20 protein-coding genes and 1 pseudogene are annotated in these 19,299 nt (G+C 72.2%); 5 read left to right on the top strand and 16 right to left on the bottom strand.

Translation table 11 applies throughout. The features are described from left to right. Positions 1–77: 77 nt before the first annotated feature. The 4 genes from ligA to GHR20_RS11215 all read right to left on the bottom strand — a co-directional run bounded on the left by ligA (position 78) and on the right by GHR20_RS11215 (position 4,650). Positions 78–2,276 carry an NAD-dependent DNA ligase LigA gene (gene ligA / locus GHR20_RS11200; RefSeq protein WP_153813086.1) on the bottom strand — a complete coding sequence of 733 codons (2,199 nt, stop codon included), beginning with the start codon at positions 2,274–2,276 and terminating at the stop codon, positions 78–80. Between the two features lie 15 nt (positions 2,277–2,291). Beyond that, positions 2,292–3,299 (bottom strand): methionine synthase, encoded by a 1,008-nt coding sequence (locus GHR20_RS11205; protein WP_153813087.1) that lies wholly within the window; start codon positions 3,297–3,299, stop codon positions 2,292–2,294. A gap of 105 nt (positions 3,300–3,404) precedes the next feature. After that, on the bottom strand, positions 3,405–4,094 hold the full coding sequence (locus tag GHR20_RS11210) for an SDR family oxidoreductase (protein WP_181516694.1): 690 nt from the start codon (positions 4,092–4,094) through the stop codon (positions 3,405–3,407). A gap of 16 nt (positions 4,095–4,110) precedes the next feature. Then, on the bottom strand, positions 4,111–4,650 hold the full coding sequence (locus GHR20_RS11215) for a TIGR00730 family Rossman fold protein (RefSeq protein ID WP_111586877.1): 540 nt from the start codon (positions 4,648–4,650) through the stop codon (positions 4,111–4,113). 75 nt (positions 4,651–4,725) lie between these two features. Between GHR20_RS11215 and GHR20_RS11220 the strand changes: the two genes are divergently transcribed. Both GHR20_RS11220 and GHR20_RS11225 read left to right on the top strand, forming a co-directional pair. Continuing rightward, on the top strand, positions 4,726–5,049 hold the full coding sequence (locus GHR20_RS11220; protein WP_111586876.1) for a DUF427 domain-containing protein: 324 nt from the start codon (positions 4,726–4,728) through the stop codon (positions 5,047–5,049). 37 nt (positions 5,050–5,086) lie between these two features. Next, complete coding sequence (locus tag GHR20_RS11225; protein ID WP_111586875.1) at positions 5,087–5,869, top strand: alpha/beta hydrolase; 783 nt, start codon at positions 5,087–5,089, stop codon at positions 5,867–5,869. Between the two features lie 6 nt (positions 5,870–5,875). On the opposite strand, the gene mnmA is transcribed toward GHR20_RS11225, so the two are convergent. From mnmA to GHR20_RS36755, 4 genes are all read right to left on the bottom strand, one after another. Beyond that, positions 5,876–6,997, bottom strand: coding sequence for a tRNA 2-thiouridine(34) synthase MnmA (gene mnmA / locus GHR20_RS11230; protein WP_148026400.1), 1,122 nt, complete (start codon positions 6,995–6,997; stop codon positions 5,876–5,878). Positions 6,998–7,334: 337 nt separating this feature from the next. Continuing rightward, entirely contained in the window at positions 7,335–8,504 is a 1,170-nt protein-coding gene (locus tag GHR20_RS11235) for a cysteine desulfurase family protein (RefSeq protein WP_153813088.1), read from the bottom strand. 95 nt (positions 8,505–8,599) lie between these two features. Further along, positions 8,600–8,878, bottom strand: a complete 279-nt coding sequence (locus GHR20_RS11240; protein ID WP_111586872.1) for a DUF4190 domain-containing protein — start codon at positions 8,876–8,878, stop codon at positions 8,600–8,602. Positions 8,879–8,907: 29 nt separating this feature from the next. Then, on the bottom strand, positions 8,908–9,075 hold the full coding sequence (locus GHR20_RS36755) for a hypothetical protein (RefSeq protein ID WP_181516692.1): 168 nt from the start codon (positions 9,073–9,075) through the stop codon (positions 8,908–8,910). 144 nt (positions 9,076–9,219) lie between these two features. Here GHR20_RS36755 and GHR20_RS11245 point away from each other — a divergent pair, with 144 nt between their 5' ends. Beyond that, positions 9,220–9,846 carry a TetR family transcriptional regulator gene (locus tag GHR20_RS11245; RefSeq protein ID WP_111586871.1) on the top strand — a complete coding sequence of 209 codons (627 nt, stop codon included), beginning with the start codon at positions 9,220–9,222 and terminating at the stop codon, positions 9,844–9,846. Positions 9,847–9,903: 57 nt separating this feature from the next. Here GHR20_RS11245 and GHR20_RS11250 read toward each other — a convergent pair whose 3' ends face one another. The 5 genes from GHR20_RS11250 to GHR20_RS11270 form a co-directional block, all read right to left on the bottom strand. After that, on the bottom strand, positions 9,904–10,683 hold the full coding sequence (locus GHR20_RS11250) for an ABC transporter permease (protein WP_153813089.1): 780 nt from the start codon (positions 10,681–10,683) through the stop codon (positions 9,904–9,906). After that, on the bottom strand, positions 10,680–11,675 hold the full coding sequence (locus GHR20_RS11255; protein WP_153813090.1) for an ATP-binding cassette domain-containing protein: 996 nt from the start codon (positions 11,673–11,675) through the stop codon (positions 10,680–10,682). The genes GHR20_RS11250 and GHR20_RS11255 overlap by 4 nt, the downstream gene beginning before the upstream one ends. A gap of 151 nt (positions 11,676–11,826) precedes the next feature. Beyond that, complete coding sequence (locus GHR20_RS11260) at positions 11,827–12,666, bottom strand: DUF4097 family beta strand repeat-containing protein (RefSeq protein ID WP_153813091.1); 840 nt, start codon at positions 12,664–12,666, stop codon at positions 11,827–11,829. A gap of 85 nt (positions 12,667–12,751) precedes the next feature. Further along, complete coding sequence (locus GHR20_RS11265) at positions 12,752–13,261, bottom strand: toxin-antitoxin system HicB family antitoxin (protein ID WP_153813092.1); 510 nt, start codon at positions 13,259–13,261, stop codon at positions 12,752–12,754. 197 nt (positions 13,262–13,458) lie between these two features. Then, complete coding sequence (locus GHR20_RS11270) at positions 13,459–14,349, bottom strand: LysR substrate-binding domain-containing protein (RefSeq protein WP_153813093.1); 891 nt, start codon at positions 14,347–14,349, stop codon at positions 13,459–13,461. Positions 14,350–14,473: 124 nt separating this feature from the next. Here GHR20_RS11270 and GHR20_RS11275 point away from each other — a divergent pair, with 124 nt between their 5' ends. Beyond that, a complete protein-coding gene (locus GHR20_RS11275) occupies positions 14,474–14,839 on the top strand; it encodes a nuclear transport factor 2 family protein (protein ID WP_111586865.1) in 366 nt (121 codons plus the stop codon). Between the two features lie 67 nt (positions 14,840–14,906). On the opposite strand, the gene GHR20_RS11280 is transcribed toward GHR20_RS11275, so the two are convergent. After that, a complete protein-coding gene (locus GHR20_RS11280) occupies positions 14,907–15,770 on the bottom strand; it encodes a thioesterase family protein (protein WP_111586864.1) in 864 nt (287 codons plus the stop codon). A 159-nt stretch (positions 15,771–15,929) separates the two neighbouring features. Here GHR20_RS11280 and GHR20_RS11285 point away from each other — a divergent pair, with 159 nt between their 5' ends. Next, positions 15,930–17,234, top strand: coding sequence for an alpha/beta hydrolase-fold protein (locus tag GHR20_RS11285; protein ID WP_153813094.1), 1,305 nt, complete (start codon positions 15,930–15,932; stop codon positions 17,232–17,234). Here the strand turns inward: GHR20_RS11285 and GHR20_RS11290 are convergent. Together GHR20_RS11290 and GHR20_RS11295 are read right to left on the bottom strand one after the other, a co-directional pair. Continuing rightward, positions 17,143–17,801: pseudogene (locus GHR20_RS11290) on the bottom strand (trimeric intracellular cation channel family protein). The gene GHR20_RS11285 and the pseudogene GHR20_RS11290 sit on opposite strands and share 92 nt — an antisense overlap. A 47-nt stretch (positions 17,802–17,848) precedes the next feature. After that, positions 17,849–19,240, bottom strand: coding sequence for a M1 family metallopeptidase (locus GHR20_RS11295; protein ID WP_153813095.1), 1,392 nt, complete (start codon positions 19,238–19,240; stop codon positions 17,849–17,851). Positions 19,241–19,299: the final 59 nt, after the last annotated feature.

The following is a 19,299-nucleotide window of genomic DNA, read 5'->3' on the forward strand; positions in this document are numbered from 1 at the left end:
GTCGTCGGCGGTTGCCCGAATGCGCCCGGGGCCACCCGTATGCAACTGGTATGCGCCGAACGGGTGGCCTTCAACCGCTACTCCTCGGTCGGAAGCGCGGCCTCCGTCGCGGCGTCCGGACCCTGCTCCAACAGGACGCCGAATCCGTCCTCATCGAGCACCGGAACCTTCAATTGCATGGCCTTGTCGTATTTCGATCCCGGATTGTCACCGACGACCACGAAAGAGGTCTTCTTCGAAACAGAGCCGGTCACTTTGGCGCCGCGGCTCTGGAGTGCCTCCTTGGCGCCGTCCCGGGTGAAGTTCTCCAGCGTGCCGGTGACCACCACGGTGAGCCCCTCCAGCGGACGCGGACCCTCCGCCTCCCCGCTGACCTGGTCCTCCAGCGGGACGCCCGCGGCCTTCCACTTGCGTACGATCTCGCGGTGCCACTCCTCGGTGAACCACTCCTTGACCGCGGTCGCGATGATGGGGCCGACGCCGTCGGTGGCCGCCAGCTCCTCCTCCGTGGCCTGTTCGATGCGGTCGACCGAGCGGAATTCGCGGGCGAGGGCCTGGGCGGCGACCGGGCCGACGTGCCGGATGGACAGTCCGTTCAGAAAACGGGCCAGCGGACGGGACTTGGCCGCCTCGATGTTCTCCAGCAGCGCCAAAGTGTTCTTCTTCGGCTCGCCCTTCTGATTGGCGAAGACCGTGACGACCTTCTCCTCGCCGGTCTTCGGGTCGCGCTTGGGCAGTCCGCTGTCCGGGTCAAGGACGTACGCCTTGATGGGCAGCAGCTTCTCGACCGTCAGGTCGAAGAGGTCGCCCTCGTCCACCAGCGGCGGCTCGGCCGGCTCCAGCGGACGGGTGAGGGCGGCCGCGGCCACCCCGCCGAAGTGCTCGATGTCCAGGCACTCGCGGCCCGCGAGATAGGAGACCCGCTCGCGCAACTGGGCCGGACAGGTGCGCCCGTTGGGGCAGCGGAGGTCGATGTCGCCCTCCTTCATGGGCCGCAGCGGGGTGCCGCACTCGGGGCACTCGCCGGGCATCACGAACTCCCGCTCGTCGCCGTCGCGCAGGTCGACCACCGGGCCGAGGATCTCCGGGATGACATCGCCGGCCTTGCGGATCACGACGGTGTCGCCGATCAGCACGCCCTTGGCCTTGACGACTTCCTGGTTGTGCAGGGTGGCGAACTCCACCTCGCTGCCCGCGACGGTGACCGGCTCCACCTGGGCGTACGGCGTGACCCGGCCGGTGCGGCCGACGCCCACCTTGATGTCGATGAGCTTGGTGTTGACCTCCTCCGGCGCGTACTTGTAGGCGATGGCCCAGCGGGGGGCGCGCGCGGTGGAGCCGAGGCGGCCCTGGAGGCGGATCTCGTCCAGCTTGATGACGGCGCCGTCGATCTCGTGCTCCACGGAGTGGCGGTTCTCGCCGTCGTAGTGCGCGATGAAGTCCCGGACGCCGTCGAGGCCGTCGACCACCCGGTTGTGCGAGGAGGTGGGCAGGCCCCAGGTCTTGAGCAGGTCGTACGCCTGGGACAGGCGGGTCATGCCGCTGAAGCCCTCCAGGGCGCCGATGCCGTGCACCACCATGTGCAGCGGGCGGGTGGCGGTGACCCGGGGGTCCTTCTGGCGCAGCGAACCGGCCGCCGCGTTGCGCGGGTTGGCGAAGGGCTTGTCGCCGGCCGCGACCAGGCGCTCGTTCAGTTCGAGGAACTTCTCCATCGGGAAGTAGACCTCGCCGCGGATCTCGACCAGGTCGGGGACCTCGTCGGCGCCCAGCCGGTCGGGGATGTCCGCGATCGTCCGCACGTTGGGCGTGATGTCCTCGCCGGTGCGGCCGTCGCCGCGGGTGGCGGCGCGGGTGAGGCGGCCGTGTTCGTACGTGAGGTTGACGGCGAGGCCGTCGACCTTCAGCTCGCACAGGAAGTGGTAGGTCTGGTCGCCGAGTTCGCGGGCGATGCGGTCGGCCCAGGCGGCGAGTTCCTCGTCGTTGAAGGTGTTGTCGAGGGAGAGCATGCGCTGGCGGTGCTCGACCGCGGTGAACTCCGTCGCGTACGACCCCGCCACCTTCTGGGTGGGCGAGTCGGGGGTGCGCAGTTCGGGGTACTGCTCCTCCAGCGCCTCCAGGGACTTCAGGAGCTGGTCGAACTCCGCGTCGCTGACGACGGGAGCGTCCTTCACGTAGTACCGGAAGCGGTGCTCCTCGATCTGCTCCGCCAGCTGCGCGTGCCTGTCGCGCGCCTCGGCGGGCACCGCCGTGGTCTCCGCCTGCTTGTCGCCGGCCACCGTGTTGTCCTCCCGTTACTCTGGGTTGTCCGCGAGGGATCTCGCCGCCCGGACGCAGTGGGCGAGCGCCTGGCGCGCGTAGGCGGGGGAAGCGCCCGCGAGACCGCACGCCGGGGTGAGGGTGACCGCCTCGGCGAGCAGGCCCGGGTGCAAGCCCAGCCTGCGCCACAACGTCCTGACACCCCTGACGCTACCGGCAGGGTCCGACAATGGGCCGTCCGTGCCGGGCACGACACCGGCGAACAGCCGGGTGCCCGCCTCGACGGCCTCACCGATCACGTCGTCGTCACGCTCGGTGAGAAGCGCGAAGTCGAAGGAGACGGCGTCGACGCCGGCCCGGCGCAGCAGCGCGAACGGGACGTCGGGGGCGCAGGAGTGGACGGCGACGGGTCCGTCCGGGTGGGCGCCGACGACGTCGCGCAGGGTGTGCTCGACGAGCTGGCGGTCCACGGCACGGTGGGTGCGGTAGCCGCTGGCGGTGCGGACCTGGCCGCGCAGCACGGCGGTGAGGGAGGGCTCGTCGAGCTGGAGCAGGACGCGGGCGCCGGGGACGCGGCGCCGCACCTCGGCGAGGTGCAGCCGCAGTCCCTCGGCGAGCGAGGCGGCGAGGTCGCGGCAGGCGCCGGGGTCGGACAGGGCGGCCTCGCCGCCTCGCAGTTCCAGGGCGGCGGCGAGCGTCCAGGGCCCGACCGCCTGCACCTTGAGGTCGCCCTCGTACCCCTGGGTGAACTCCTCCAGCGCGTCCAGGTCCTCCCCCAGCCAGGCCCGCGCCCGCCGGGTGTCCCGCCCCGGCCGGTCGCCGATCCGCCAGCCGCTGGGCTCCACCCGCGCGTACAGCTCGACCAGCATCCCGGCGGTCCGGCCGATCATGTCGGCGCCGGGGCCGCGGGCGGGCAGTTCGGGCAGGTACGGGAAGTCCTCGAAGGACCCGGTGACGGTCTTGACGGCCTCCCGGGCGTCCCCGCCGGGCATGGACCCGATCCCGGTGGCCCCGGCGAACCTGAACACGCTGTTTTCGCTCACCGGAGAAGCCTACGGAACCCGCGGGCGCGGCTCGTCCGCCCGTCGTACCGTCGGGCCGGCGACCGGGCGGCACCGTCAGGCCAGCCACCCGGTCGCACCGTCAGGTCAGCGGCCCGGCCGTACCGTCAGATCGTTGACCTCGGCGTCCCGGGGCAGGTCGAGGGCCATCAGGATCGTCGTGGCGACCGACTCGGGGTCGATCCACTTCCCGGCGTCGTACTCCTTGCCCTCCTGCTGGTGCACCTTGGCCTGCATCGGGCTCGCGGTGCGGCCCGGGTAGACGGAGGTGACGCGGACGCCCGCGGCGTGCTCCTCCTGGCGCAGGGCGTCGGCGAGGGCCTTGAGGCCGTGCTTGGCGGCGGCGTAGGCGGCCCAGCCGGCGCCCGCGGCGAGGCCCGCGCCGGAGTTGACGAAGAGGACGTGGCCGCGGGCGGCGCGCAGCTGAGGCAGCAGGAGGCGGGTCAGTTCGGCGGGCGCGACGAGGTTGACGTCGAGCTGGTGGCGCCAGGACTTGGGGGTCAGCTCGCCGACCTCGCCGAGATCCACGACGCCGGCGATGTGCAGCAGGGAGTCCACCCGGTCCGGGAGTGTCTGGTGGGAGAACGCCCAGGAGAGCCGGTCCGGTTCGGCGAGGTCGCCGACCAGGGTGCGGGCCCCGGGAAAGTCCGCGGCCAGTTCCTTCGCGCGGCCCGCGTCCCGCGCGTGCAGCACGAGTTCGTCCCCGCGCGCGTGCAGCCGGCGGGCGAGGGCCGCGCCGATGCCGGAACCGGCCCCGGTGATCACATGTGTAGCCATACCCGCCATGCTCGCATCAGCGGGCGCCGAGCCGCTCCTCCAGGTGGGCGAGCGCCCCGGCCGGCTCCTCGGCGAAGAAGACCAGGTCGGCCAGAGGGCGGGGCAGGAAGCCCTCCTCCTCCATGCGGCGGAACTGCTCGCGCAGCCCGTCGTAGAACCCGGCCGTGTTCAGCAGCACCACCGGCTTCTCGGTGCGGCCGTGCTTCTTCAGCTCCAGGATCTCGGTGGCCTCGTCCAGGGTGCCGGTGCCGCCGACCATGATGACCACGGCGTCGGCCTTCTCCAGGAGCAGCTTCTTGCGCTCGGCGAGGTCGGCGGCGATCACCATCTCGTCGGCGGCGGGCCGGGTCTTGTTGGCCAGGAACTCCACGGACACGCCGACCAGCCGGCCGCCCGCCTCCTCCACCCCGTCGGCGACGACCTTCATCAGGCCGACGTTGGAGCCGCCCCAGACCAGGGTGTGGCCCCCCTTGCCGATCAGCTTCGCGAACTCACGGGCGGGGCCGGTGTACCGCTCGTCGAGGTCGGCGGCGGAGAGGAAGACGCAGATGTTCATGGCTCCTACCGTACGCGGGGAGAACCGGGCGCCGGACGCGGGAAGAACCGGGCGCCCGCCGGCGCTGTCCCGGGTATGGCCCAAGGACACACCATCACCATCGAAGCCGTCGAGCGGCGCGTGCGCGTGGTGCACGGCGACCAGGTGCTCGCGGAGACCGACCGCCCCCTCGTACTGCGCGAGACGGGCTGCCCGGATCGCTACTACATCCCGGCCGAGGACGTGCGCCTCGACCTGCTGACCCCGTCCGGGACCCACACCGTCTGCCCGTTCAAGGGCACGGCGTCCTACTGGTCGCTGCCGGACGCGCCCGACCTGGTCTGGGCGTACCCGGAGCCCAAGGCGGACGTCGCCCCGATCAAGGACCACCTCTGCTTCTACGACGTCGACGTGTCGTGACCGACGAGTCCGCCGTCGTGCGGCAGTCTGCACGGACATGGACAAGAAGACGACTTCCCGCGACGGCACCTCCCTCGCCTACGCGGTGACCGGGCGGGGGCCCGTGGTGATCCTGGTGAGCGGCGCGATGTCCACCGGCGGCACCCTGGCCCCCCTGGCCGAGCGGCTCGCGGACCGGGTGACGGCCGTCGTCTACGACCGCAGGGGCCGCGGCGAGAGCGGCGACACGGCGCCGTACGCGGTGGACCGCGAGGTCGAGGACCTGGCCGCGCTGCTCGACGCGGTGGGCGGAAAGGCCGCGCTGTTCGGCGTCTCCTCCGGCGGCGCGCTGGTGCTCCAGGCGGCGGCGAGCGGGCTGCCCATCACCCGTACGGCGGTGTACGAGGTGCCGTACGCGGACCATCTGGCGGGCGGCGCCGAACGCGAGGCCGCGTACAAGCGGGACCTGGGAGAGGCGCTCGCGGACGGCCGGCGCGGGGCCGCGGTCGAGCTGTTCCTGCGGCTCACCGGACTCGGCGAGGAGATGATCCAGCGCGCCCGCCAGTCCCCCATGTGGCCGGGCCTGGAGGCCGCCGCGCCGAGCCTCGCCCACGACGACGCCGTGCTGGGCGACGGGCTGCTCCCCCGCGCCCGCCTCGCGGCCGTCTCCGTGCCGCTGCTGGCGGTCGCGGGCGGCGCGAGCCCGGAGTGGATGCGGCAGGCGGGCCGGGACATCGCGGACGCGGTGCCCGGCGGCGCGTACCGGGTCCTGGAGGGCCAGACCCACATGGTGGAGCCGGAGGTGCTGGGGCCGGTGCTGGCGGACTTCTTCGCCGGATAGCCCGGGTTACGCCGCCGTCGTCGCCCGGGTGGTGGAGGCGATCGTGGCCGAGCCGACGACGCGCGTGCCGTCGTACAGCACGATCGCCTGGCCGGGGGCGACGCCGCGGACCGGTTCGGTGAAGGCGACCCGGAGTCCGCCGTCGACCGGCTCGGCCCGTACCTCGGTCTCGCCGCCGTGGGCGCGCAGCTGGGCGGTGTAGGTGCCGGGCCCGGTGGGGGCCGTGCCGCACCAGCGGGGCTTGATCGCGGTGAGGGCGGTGACGTCCAGGGCGGCGGCCGGGCCGACGGTGACGGTGTTGTCCACCGGGGAGATGTCGAGGACGTAGCGCGGCTTGCCGTCGGGGGCCGGGGTGCCGATGCGCAGGCCCTTGCGCTGGCCGATCGTGAAGCCGTACGCCCCCTCGTGGGTGCCCAGGCGGGTGCCGGACTCGTCCACGATGTCGCCCTCGGCCTTGCCGAGCCGCCGGGCGAGGAAGCCCTGGGTGTCGCCGTCGGCGATGAAGCAGATGTCGTGCGAGTCGGGCTTCTTGGCGACCGCGAGGCCCCGGCGCTCGGCCTCGGCGCGGATCTCCTCCTTGGTGGTGACCGTGTCGCCGAGCGGGAACATCGCGTGCGCGAGCTGCTTGTCGTCCAGGACGCCGAGCACGTACGACTGGTCCTTGGCCATGTCGGAGGCGCGGTGCAGCTCGCGGGAGCCGTCCGCGCGGACGATCACCTGGGCGTAGTGGCCGGTGCAGACGGCGTCGAAGCCGAGGGCGAGCGCCTTGTCCAGGAGCGCGGCGAACTTGATCTTCTCGTTGCAGCGCAGGCAGGGGTTGGGGGTGCGGCCGGCCTCGTACTCGGCGACGAAGTCCTCGACGACGTCCTCGCGGAAGCGGTCGGCGAGGTCCCACACGTAGAAGGGGATGCCGATGACATCGGCGGCGCGGCGGGCGTCGCGGGAGTCCTCGATGGTGCAACAGCCCCGCGCGCCGGTACGGAAGGACTGGGGGTTGGCGGAGAGCGCGAGATGGACGCCGGTGACGTCATGGCCGGCTTCCGCGGCGCGCGCGGCGGCGACGGCGGAGTCGACCCCGCCGGACATGGCGGCGAGGACGCGGAGGGGGCGCTGCGGGGTCTCAGTCATAACCCTTCCAGGGTACGGGGCCGCGGGGACCGGGCGGCGGGGTGCCGGAACCCGGAAAAATCATGGACCAGGCCCTTTATGTCTGGTATGGGCGGGCTTATTCTGAAGACAGACCTACGAGACGAGTGAGGGAGTCCAAGCGGAGTAGCCGACGTCAGCGTGAGACCGCGAGGGATCCGCTGGTGCCGACGTCGACGCTCGGGCTGAGAGGCCGGAAGGTCGCAGGACGGACCGGAAGGCGACCTCCAGACACCTGATCCGGACCATACCGGCGAAGGGAACCCGCCTCGTAGGTCGTTTTTCATGCCCTTTTCCGGGGGCGCCCACCGTCGCGGGTTCAGGTGAGGCCGGCCGCGCGGGCGCGTTCCACGGCGGGGCCGATGGCCCGGGCGACGGCGTCCACGTCCGCCTGGGTGGAGGTGTGGCCGAGGGAGAAGCGCAGAGTGCCGCGCGCCAGGTCGGGGTCCACGCCGGCGGCGAGCAGGACATGGCTGGGCTGGGCGACGCCCGCGGTGCAGGCGGAGCCGGTGGAGCACTCGATGCCCTGGGCGTCCAGCAGGAGCAGCAGGGAGTCGCCCTCGCAGCCGGGGAAGGTGAAGTGCGCGTTGGCGGGCAGCCGGCCGCCGGGGGCGGGGTCTCCGCCGAGGATCGCGTCCGGTACGGCGGCCAGCACGGCCTCGGCCAACCGGTCGCGCAGGGCGCCCACTTCCCGCTCGAACTCGCCGCGCCGCTCCGTCGCGAGGCGCCCCGCGACGGCGAAGGAGGCGATGGCGGGGACGTCGAGGGTGCCGGAGCGTACGTGGCGCTCCTGGCCGCCGCCGTGCAGGACGGGGACGGGGGTGTACTCGCGGCCCAGCAACAGGGCGCCGATGCCGTACGGGCCGCCGATCTTGTGCCCCGAGACGGTCATCGCGGCGAGACCGCCGGCGCCGAAGTCGACGGGGACCTGACCGAACGCCTGGACGGCGTCGGCGTGCAGCGGGACGCCGAACTCGGCGGCGACGTCGGCGAGTTCGCGGATCGGCATGATCGTGCCGATCTCGTTGTTGGCCCACATCACGGTGGCCAGCGCGACGTTCCCGGGGTCGCGGGCGATGGCCTCGCGCAGGGCGTCCGGGTGGACGCGGCCGTGGGCGTCGACGGGGAGGTACTCGACGGTGGCGCCCTCGTGCTCGCCGAGCCAGTGCACGGCGTCCAGGACGGCGTGGTGCTCGACGGGGCTGGACAGGACGCGGGTACGGGCGGGGTCGGCGGCGCGGCGGGACCAGTACAGGCCCTTCACGGCGAGGTTGTCCGCCTCGGTGCCGCCGGAGGTGAACACGACCTCGCTGGGTCGCGCGCCGAGCGCGTCCGCGAGGGTCTCGCGGGATTCCTCGACCGTACGGCGGGCCCGGCGGCCGGAGGCGTGCAGGGAGGAGGCGTTGCCCGTGATGCCCAGCTGCGCGGTCAGAGCCTCTGCCGCCTCCGGGAGCATGGGGGTGGTCGCGGCGTGGTCGAGGTAAGCCATGGTGGGGAGATTCTACGGCGCGGCCTTCTCCTCGGCGGTGCGCCCTCCCCCAGCGGTGCCCGCCTTCCCCGTCGCCACGAGTGCCGCCCGCCGGGTCACAGGCTCCAGGAGACCGTGTTCGAGACCTGGATGGCGACCAGCAGGACCGCGAGGTCGGCGACGCCCAGGGCCAGGCCCAGGTAGGCGCGGCCGCGGCGGGCGGTGCCGCGCCACAGGGAGACCGCGGCCAGGGCGATGGCGACCGGGCCGAGGAAGAGGTTCAGGACGAGGAGGCCGAGGAGGCCGAGGATGAAGGACGCGACGGCCATGCCGTCGGCGTCGCGGTTGCGGGCGGGGGCCTCGGTGCGGCCCGCGGCCGGTGCGGTGAGTTGCATGGTGCTCGACTCCCGAAGGTCGGTGGCGGTCAGTTGGCCGGGGTGCGCCGGCGGCGGCCGAGCCGCTCGCGGACGGCGAAGACGCCGAGCCAGACGGCGATGACGGCGGCCAGTACGCCGGTGACGGGCAGCGGCGCGTGGGCGACGGTGCCCAGCACCACACCGAGCAGCATGAGTGCGGCGACGAGGAACAGCATGGGATCGAATCCCCCTCCGGGATGCCTCGCGTTCCAGCTCTGTAAAGTTTCGGTGAACAGTTGTAGTAACAGTTGTTCACTGACTTTGAGTCTAGCGCGTCCGGCGGCTTTCCAATTCCAGAGAACAGTTGTTAACTGGATGACATGAGTCACACCCTCGGCGCCCGGCAGGCCCAGAAGCAGAAGACGCGGCAGGCGTTCCTCGACGCGGCGCTCGCGCTGCTGGAGGAGCAGAGCCTGAGCAGCCTGGGCCTGCGCGAGGTCACCCGGGCCGTCGGGGTCGCCCCCACCGCCTTCTACCGGCACTTCCGCTCGATCCCCGACCTCGGCGTCGCCCTGGTCGACGAGGCGCTCGGCAGCCTGCACCCGATGGTGCGCGAGACGGTGTCCACGACCGGCGACAGCGAGGAACGCATCTCGCGCGCCGTGGAGTTGATCGCCCGCTATGTGGCGGCCCACCCCTCCCACGTCCGCTTCATCGCCCGCGAGCGGCACGGCGGGGTGCAGCCGGTGCGCGAGGCCATCGGCGGCCAACTGGCCCGGTTCGCCGAGGAGGTGAGGGCCACTCTCGCCCAGGACCCCGGGGCGGCGGGCTGGAGCGACGACGACCTGCTGATGCTCGCGCGTCTGTACGTCGACCAGATGCTGATCAGCGCCTCCCTGTTCCTGGAGGCGCTGGAGGGTCCCGCGGACGAGCGGGACCGGGTGGCCCGGCTGGCCACCCGGCAGCTGCGGCTCATCACCATCGGCCGGGACCACTGGCTGGACTGAACCCCCGGAGGGATCGGGCTGGACTGAACCCCCGGAGGGATCGGCCCGGTCGGCCCGTCAGTGCCTGGTGCCGGTGTTGAACAGCGAGCGCGACCAGAGGTAGCCGGTCAGCGCGATCCCGGCGCACCAGGCCAGCGAGATCCACCCGTTGTCGCCGATCGCGGTGCCGCAGAGCAGTCCGCGCAGCGTCTCGGTCATCGGCGTGAACGGCTGGTTCTCCGCGAACCAGCGCAGCCCCGGCGACATCGACCCGGCCGGCACGAACGCCGAGCCGAGGAACGGCAGGAACTGGATCAGCAGCGGCTTGTTGCTGGCGGACTCGACCGTCTTGGAGATCAGGCCGAGCGCCACCGACAGCCAGGTCACCGCGAACGCGATGGCCGCGAGCAGACCGGCCGCGGCGAGCCACTCCAGCGGGCTCGCCCCGGAGCGGAAGCCGACCGCGAGGGCGACGCCGACGACCGGGACGCAGCAGAGCATCGTCTGGACGACGCTGCCGAGGACGTGCCCCGTCATGAACGAGGAGCGGGTGATGTTCATGGTGCGGAAGCGGTTGATGATGCCCTCGGTCATGTCGTTGCAGACCGCGATCGAGGTCGACATCGAACCGGCGGCCACGCCCATGATGATGATCCCGGGGGTGAGATAGCCGATGTACGCGTCCCGGCCGCCCATCCCCGCGCCGATCGAGCCCCCGAAGGCGTACACGAACAGCAGCAGCATCAGGATCGGCATCATGGCGGCGCCGAACCCCACGGAGGGGTAGCGGACGGCGTGCTTGAGGTTGCGGCGCAGCATGGTCCGCGAGTCGTGCACGGCGTGGGCGAACGTGCTCATCGGTTCTCCTCGAGGTGCAGCGGGGTGCCGGATACTGCGGTGCCCTGGCCGGTCAGGGCGAGGAAGACGTCGTCGAGGTCGGGGGTGTGCACGGAGAGACCGGCGGCCCGCACGCCGGCGGCGTCGAGCCGGTCGAGCAGGGTCCGCAGCGTGTCGAGTCCCCCGTCGCCCGCGACCCGCAGGGCGAGTTCGTCGTCGTCCCGGGCGGCGCCGGGGAAGGCCGCGGCCGCGCGCTCGTACGCGGCCGGGTCGGTGAACCGCAGCCGTACATGGCTGCCGGGGATGCGCGCCTTCAGTTCGTCGGCGGTGCCCTCGGCCACGATCCGGCCGCCGTCCAGCACGGCGATCCGGTCGGCCAACTGGTCGGCCTCCTCCAGGTACTGGGTGGTGAGGAAGACCGTCGTACCGCCCGCGACCAGTTCGCGCACCATGTCCCACATGGTGCGGCGGCTGCGCGGGTCGAGGCCGGTCGTCGGCTCGTCCAGGAAGATCACCCGGGGGTCGCCGACCAGGGTCATGGCGAGGTCGAGCCGGCGCCGCATACCGCCGGAGAAGGTCGCGGCCCGCTCGCGGGCGACATCCGCGATGCCGAACCGTTCGAGCAACTCGGCCGTACGGGCACGCCCTTCCCGCTTGCCGAGGCGGAGCAGGTCGGCCATGAGGAGCAGGTTCTCCTCGGCGGTGAGCAGGTCGTCGAGCGCGGCGAACTGCCCGGTGACGCCGATCGCGGAGCGCACCCCGTCCGGGTCGGTGGCGATGTCGTGTCCGGCGACCTGGGCCTGCCCGCCGTCGGCGGCGAGGAGCGTGGACAGGATCTGCACGGTGGTGGTCTTGCCGGCCCCGTTGGGTCCGAGCAGCGCGAACACGGTGCCGGCCGGGATGCGCAGGTCGATGCCGTCGAGGACGGTCTTGTCGCCGTACGACTTGCGCAGATCAAAGGCGGAGACGGCGGCGGGTGTCCGCGCGCCGTCACCCTTTCTTGGTGTGTGCATGACAGAAGAAGGCATGACGCCCCCCGTTCGAAGGCCGAGGTGAAGTGAGAGGTGAGGTGAGGTGAGGTGAAGCGAACTGAGACGGAGTGGGAGGCGGGCCGGCCGAGGGTCGCCGCTCGGCGTGGGAAGCGGGCCGGTCGCGGGTCGCCGCTCAGTGCCGGGCGCGGCGCACGTCGATGCTTCCGTAGCGGGTACGGGCGCGGACCTCGACGGTCTCCTCGGAACGCTCGGGGGCCCCGGAGGCGGTGAGCGTGTTGCGCACATGCCCACGCTCGGAGCTGACGTCGAGCCAGGCGGCGGTGCCCTCGCGGACCCCGACCTCGATGGCGCCGTAGGAGGTCTCCAGCTGGACCCGGCCGCGCACGACCTCGACGGCGCGCAGGGTGCCGTGGGCGGTGGTGGCGACGACATCGCCCTCGGCGCACTCGATGTCGATGTCGCCGTTGGCGCCGTTCACCCGCAGCTCGCCGGTGACCACGCCGACGACCGTGCTGCCGTGCGAGTTCTTCAGGACCGCGGACCCCTGCACGGTGCCGACGCGCAGGCTGCCGGAGCTGGTGGTGATCTCGGCGCCGCCCGCGACCCGGTCGACGCTGATCGAGCCGTGGGAGACGGTCAGCTTGAGCGGCCCCGCCGTATCGAGGCGGACATCGCCGACCGAGGTCTTCACCCGGGCCTCGCCGAGCCCGCCCTCGCCGAACACCTGGACCCAGGAGCCGCCCACGTCGACGCGCGAGCCCGTGGGCAGTTCGACCGTCACCTCCACGGTGCCGGAGGGTCCGATGAAGGCGCGCTCCCTGGTCCGCACGCTCAGCTCGCCGTTCACGTACGCGACCTCGGTCTGCTCGGCGGCCCGTACGTCCTTGCCCCGCTTGCCGCCGGGCAGCACCTCCACGACGGTGTCGGGGCGGTCGCTCGCGATGAAGCGGATGGATCCCGCGCCCACATGGGCGGTGACGGAAATGGGTCCGGGGGTGTCGAAAGCAGGCATGGCTGTGCCGTCCTCATGAGTCCTTGGGGCGTCCCCGCTGGTGGGACGTGGTCTGAGTGGAGCGGTCGGGCGGGGCTGGGTGCGGTCAGCGCACCCAGCCCGTGAAGCTCTGTCCGAACGACTGGGTCTTCTCCGCGGGGCGCGGCCGGGCTCTGCCGTCGACCGCGGCGGACACGGCCCGCACGAGCCAGGCGTTGACCGACAGCCCCTCCCGGCTCGCGGCCTCCTCGGCCCGCGCCTTGAGCTGGGCCGGCAGCCGCAGATTGACCCGGGCGGTGCCGCCCTCGTCGAGGTCGGCGGGCGCCGGCGGCGGCGCGAGGGGCCCGGCGGCGGCCTCGACGGGCCCGGCGGTCTCCGGCAGTGTCACCACGAAGTCGGGGTCCAGCCCCCGCAGCCGCACGTCGACCGAGCCGGGCGCCAGATCCCGGGTGATCTCGTCCATCGCCGCCGACAGCACGTTGAGCATCGTCAGCCGGGCCGCCGAATCCAGCGGAGCGGTCAGCCGCTCGGCCAGTTCCCGGGCGTCCTGCCCGCCCGCCTCCGCGGCGACGGAGAGTTCGCGACGGAGGCTGTCGACATAGGGGGTGAGGTCCATGACGCCATCATGGCATCACTGTGGCACCACATGCAAGGGCAAGTAGCGCCATGCGCACGAAATTCCGCGCGGATCGTCACCGCAAGGGCCCTGACCTGCACACATGCCCGACAGGACCAGCGGGCACCAATGTGGCGCCGGACGGCACCAGGTGATGCCAGCTGGTGCCATGTGGTGCCATGTGGTGCCACCTGGCACTACCCGCGCGCCGGCCCGGCGAACGCCCGGCGGCCGTGCGCGAGCAGCGCGCGCACCGCCGGGCCCGGGCCGCCCCGCCAGATCAGCGCGAGGAGCGCGGGGGTCTCGACGTCCTCGATCAGGCGGGCGGCGAGCCGGTCGGCGTGGCGGGCGGCCATGGACTCGCTGAGGACGGCGACGGCGAGATCGCGGGCGGCGAGATCGGCGATGGCGTCGGCGGCGGTGGCCTGGAGGGCGATCACGGGGCGGAGGTCCCGCGCGGCGCACGCCCGGTCGAACACGGTGCGCACTCCGGTGCCGGGCGGCATGCACACGATCGGGTGGGCGGCCAGCTCGGACAGGGCGACCCGGGGCCGCGCGGCCAGGGGGTGGCCGGGCGGTACGGCGGCGACGAGCCGCTCGCTGACGAGGGTCAGCGTCTCCAGGCCCGCCGGCGCGGCGGCCGCGACGCCGACCAGCGCCAGCTCGACGGTGCCCGCGCGCACCCCCTCGACGAGCCGGTCGGAGTTGTCCTCCACGAGGGAGAGTTCCACCCCGGGATGGTCCCGGTGGAACGCGGCGAGGGCGTCGAACAGCGGGGTCACGGTGCAGCCGACGACCATCCCGACGGTGAGCCGGCCCCGGATCAGATCGCTCACCTCGCCCACCGCCTGCCCGACCGCCCCGGCCGCGGCGAGCGCGGTCCGGGCATGGGCGAGCGCGGCCTTGCCCGCGACCGTGAGCGTGACCGCGCGCGCCGAGCGGTCGAACAGCTCGGCCCCCAGCTCCCGCTCCAGCCGGCGGATCTGGGCGCTGACGCCGGACTGGCTGATGTGCACCCGCTCGGCGGCCCGGGTGAAGTTCCGCTCCTCGGCGACCGCGACGAAGTACTCCAGCTGCCTCAGTTCCATGACTCTGGATCCTAGTTTCCAGAATTTCCATCTGTTGGACTTCTGATCGGCCCGCGACCAGGCTGGGAGGCGTCGGCGGACAGCACGGAGGAGGCCGACAGCCATCACGGATGAGGAGGAAGGCGTGCCGGAGTACGAGAAGGCCATGCGCCCCGAGGACATCACCCGCCTGTTCGTCGAGCGGTCCAACGCGGGGGACGCGGCCGGGGTCGCCGCGCTCTACGAGCAGGACGCGGTCCTGGCGTACCCGCCGGGCGAGCGGACCGTGGGCCGGGAGGCGATCCGCGCGCTGTGGGAGAAGGTGCTGGCGAACCGGCCCCGGTTCGCGCCGGAGCCGCCGCTGCCCACGCTGGTCAGCGACGGCATCGCGCTCACCGCGACCCCGCCGAAGGACGGCGCCGGGGCCCGCGCCCAGGTCGCCCGGCGCCAGCCCGACGGCAGCTGGCTGCGCCTGCTCGACCAGCCGGAGTTCGTGACGCCCGCCCGTTGATCCCGGACCCGCGTCCACCCGGACCCCGCGTCCGCCCGTCGCCCCCGGCGCCCCGCGAGCGCCCGGGTCAGGCCAGTCTGACCCGGGCCAGCTGGCGGGACTGGGCCACCAGCCGGTCCGCGCTGTCCCAGACCTCCGCGTCCTCCTCCAGGAAGCCGCCGGCGAGGTTGCGGGTCGTGATGGCCACGCGCAGCGGACCCGGGGCGGGGCGGTGCCGGATGTGGGCCGTCAGCTCGACGGTGGGCACCCAGCCCTTGAGGCCCATCTCGAAGGCGGTCGGCGGCAGCGCGTCCACGGCCAGCAGCAGCGAGAGCGGGTCGGCGTCGCGGCCGTCGGCGAGGCCGAACCAGGCGCGCATCTCGCCCTTGCCGGAGGGCTGCCCGAGCGCCCAGCCGAGCGTGGCGGGGTCCAGCTTGAGCAGCAGGCGCTCGGTGATGGCCGAGGTGCCCTTGAGCGGGTCGGGGCCGTCGGCCGGGCCGAAGCACTGCTCGAAGGGCGGGATCGCGGGCGGCTTCGCGGTCGTGCGGACGTCGTCGGGGAGGGCGGCGAGGTCGCCGTAGGAGGCGAGGACGCGGATGCGTTCGACCTCGTTGCCCTCGTCGTCGTACTGGAAGAGCGACGCCTGGCCGGTGGAGAGGGTGCGGCCGGTGCGGACGGTCTCGGTGCGGATCACGGCCCGGCCCGGCCGCGAGGCGGTCAGGTAGTGGGCGGAGATGGTGAAGGGGTCCGGGTGCGGGAGGGCGTCCCCGAGGGCCCGGCCGAGCACGGCCAGCAGATAGCCGCCGTTGACGGCGCCGAGGATGGTCCAGCCGGCCGAGAGGTCGAGGTCGTAGACCCCGGGCGCGCGGCGGACGACGGCGGTGTCGCGGTCGAACTCGCTCTCGCCGGTCACGGCCCGCGACGGGGAGGGCACGGAAGCTGCTTCTGCCATGGCTGAACGGTACAACAGGCAATTACTAAGCGGTAGCTTTGCGGCTTTCCCCTCCCTCGACGTCACGGTAGGATTACGGGAGGTGAGGTTTCGGCAATTTCTCGGTAAGTGTCAGGACACGTCCGTAACCCCGGGGCCTTGTTTTCCCTCTATCGGGACATGAGCCTCACCGGGACTCCGTTCCTCTACACGACCATCGTGCTGGCCGTGATCGCCCTCATACTGCCGCTTCTGCTGTGGTCGAAGATGCGCGGCCCCAAGCACCTGCGCACCGTCGCCCGCATGCTGATGCTGCTGTTCGCCCAGGGCACGGCCGTCACCCTGGTCTTCGTGCTGGTGAACAACCAGAACAACCTGTACGACAACTGGGCCGACCTCTTCGGCACCGGCAGCCACGTCGAGCAGGCCGCCGACCTCGGCCGCGACGGCACCGGCGGCATAGCGGTCAAGCGCCTGCCCAAGGTCAAGCAGAACTTCACGCAGGCCACCGGCCCCGGCATGCACTCCGCCGGCGGCGTCCGCGTCACCCAGCTCAAGGGCCGGGTCTCGGGCGTCGACGCCGAGGTCTACGTCTGGCTGCCGCCGCAGTACAACGACCCGGCGTACCGGCACAAGAAGTTCCCGGTGGTCGAGGTGCTCCCCGGCTACCCCGGCTCGGCGCGCGCCTGGTTCGGTTCGATGAAGGCGCACGAGCAGCTGCTGCCGCTGATGAAGAGCGGCCAGGTCGCCCCCTTCATCATGGTCGCCCCGCGCACCAACCTGCTGGCCGGTGTGGACACCGGCTGCGCCAACATCCCGGGGCAGGTCAACGCCGACACCTGGCTGAGCATCGACGTGCCCAAGATGGTCATGGACAACTTCCGCGCCCAGCCGGCCCCGCAGGGCTGGGCCATCGCCGGGTACTCGGCGGGCGCCCAGTGCGCGGTCAAGCTGGCCGTGGCGCACCCGGACCGCTACAAGGCCGCGGTGAGCATGTCGGGCTACAACGACCCGATCGGCGAGCGCAACTCGCTGGCCGCGCAGAACCCCACCCTGCGCGCCGAGAACAACCCGTACCTGCTGCTGAAGAAGGCCGCCGTGCCGCCGCCCATCGCGCTCTACCTCTCCGGCGAGTCCGGTGACGGCTACGAGGCGGGCATGGCGCTGGAGTCCGCCGCCAAGGCGCCGACCACCGTGCACGTGGTCTTCCTGCCGAAGAGCGCGGGCGGTCACACGATGGCGCTGTGGCGGCCGCAGGTGCCCGACGTGTTCCGCTGGCTCACCCTCCAGATGGGCCAGAGCCACGCCAAGGGCCGGGACCACTCCGTGTCCGGCGTCCCCGGGACCGGCACCGGCGCCCCCGCCGGGACGGCCGCCGCCGGGGCCACCGGTACTACTCCTCGGTCACCGTCGAACGGCGGTTCCACGCACGCGGAGCTCGCCAGTGGAACCGCATCGCGAGCAGGCGCAGCAGAAAAGCGGTGACGGCCGCGATCCCACTGGTGAGGGGGGTCAGCGCGTCGTAGCGGATGCACAGCACCACCATGCCCGCGCCGACCATCGCCGGGACCGCGTACAGATCGCGGTCCCAGCGCAGCAGCGAGGGCACCTCGTTGGCCACCAGGTCGCGCAGCACACCGCCGCCGACCGCGGTGGCCAGGCCGAGCGTCGCCGACGCGGTCAGGCCGAGGCCGTAGCCGTACGCCTTCGTCGTACCGCTGACACAGAACAGGCCGAGGCCGGCCGCGTCGAAGACGAGCACCGCCGTCTGGATCCGCTCCACGTGCGGATGCAGGAAGAAGACGACGAGCGTGGCGAGCAGCGGGGTGAGGAAGTACCCGAGGTCCGTGAAGGCGGCCGGGGGTACGGCCCCGATCACCACGTCACGGAAGAGCCCCCGCCCAGCGCGGTCACCTCGGCGAGCACGGCGATGCCGAACACGTCGAAGTTCTTCCGGACCGCCAGCAGCGCGCCGGAGATCGCGAAGACGAAGATGCCGATCACGTCGAGCGTGTGCTGGACGGAGGGGCTGAAGAACTGTTGCAGCTGCACCCTGACATTCTCACCTGTCGAGCGGACTGAACCTTACAAAGCCAGGCTCACAGGGCGGGTTTACCTGTGGTGAACAGCCAGGTGTGGAACAGGTCACCGAGCTGCTGTCCACTGATCCGCTCGGCGAGGCGGATGAAGTCGGCGGTGTCGGCGTTGCCGTACCGGTGCAGCCGGGTCCAGGCGGGGAGCAGCTTGAAGAACGCCTTGTCGCCGATCCGCTCGCGCAGCATCTGGAGGGTCATGGCGCCGCGGTCGTAGACGGCGTCGGCGAACATCGTGTCCCGCTGGGGGTCGGCGACCTTCGTCTGCCAGAAGGAGGAGTCGGCCGGGACGGAGTCGTAGTCGGCCAGGAACGAGTCGTGGGCGCTGCGGGTGCCCCGGTGCTCGGCCCACAGCCACTGGGCGTAGGTGGCGAAGCCCTCGTTGAGCCAGATGTCCTTCCACTCGGCCACGCTCACCGAGTCGCCGAACCACTGGTGGGCCAGTTCGTGCACGATGGTCGTCTCGCTGCGCACGGCGGAGTACGCCGGCTTGGACTGCACCTCCAGCGAGAAGCCGGCCTCGGGCATGTCGTCCACGATCGCGCCGGTCTCCTCGAACGGGTACGGCCCGAAGATCTTCGACCAGTAGTCGGTGGCCTCCGCGGTGACCCCGTACACATCGACCTTGTTCGAGTTCTTCAGCACCGGGTCGACGGCGACGTAGACCGGGATGCCGCCGGGGGTGCGGCCGGTGCGGACGTCGAACTTCCCGATGGTGGCGGTGGCGAGGTAGGTCGCCATCGGCTTGGACTCCCGCCAGTGCGTGTACGTCGAGGCGCCCCGGTCGCGCGTCGACACCAGCAGCCCGTTGGAGACGGCGGTCAGGCCCTTGGGCGCCTTGATCCGGATGTCGTAGGTGGCCTTGTCGGACGGGTGGTCGCTGGACGGGAACCAGGTGGAGGCCGCGTTGGGCTCGCAGGCGACGAAGACGCCGTCGGGTGTCTTCATCCAGCCGTACTTGGAACCGAAGATGATGGGGCCGCCCAGTGGCTGGGGCACACCGCCGTAGGTGACCCGCACGGTGAAGCGCCGGTTCTTGGCGAGCGGGCCGCGTGGGGTGACGGTGACCTCGGCACCGTCGCGGCTGAACCGGGCCTTCCTTCCGTTCACTTCTATCCGGGTGATCTCCAGCTGCTGGAGGTCCAGGTCGAAGGAGGAGAGGTTCTGGGTGGCGCGGGCGGTGAGGGTCGTACGGCCGTCCAGGCGGCCGGTGTCGGGGGCGTAGGCGACGTCGAGGTCGTAGTGCAGCGCGTCGAAGCCGCCGTTGCCCAGGCCGGGGAAGTAGGGGTCGCCGATGCCGGGGGCGCCCGGGGTGGGGGCGGGGGCGGCGGCGACGAGCAGGAAGGAGGCCGCGGCGGTGGCCAGGACCCCCGCACGTGCCGAACGGGAGAGTGCCATGAGTCGTCCCTTTCGAGCGTGAACCGATCAGGTGTCGGACACGGGCGACTCTGCACTCT

Origin of the sequence: Streptomyces sp. SUK 48 (genome assembly GCF_009650765.1) — a bacterium.
Classification (GTDB): Bacteria; Actinomycetota; Actinomycetes; order Streptomycetales; family Streptomycetaceae; genus Streptomyces.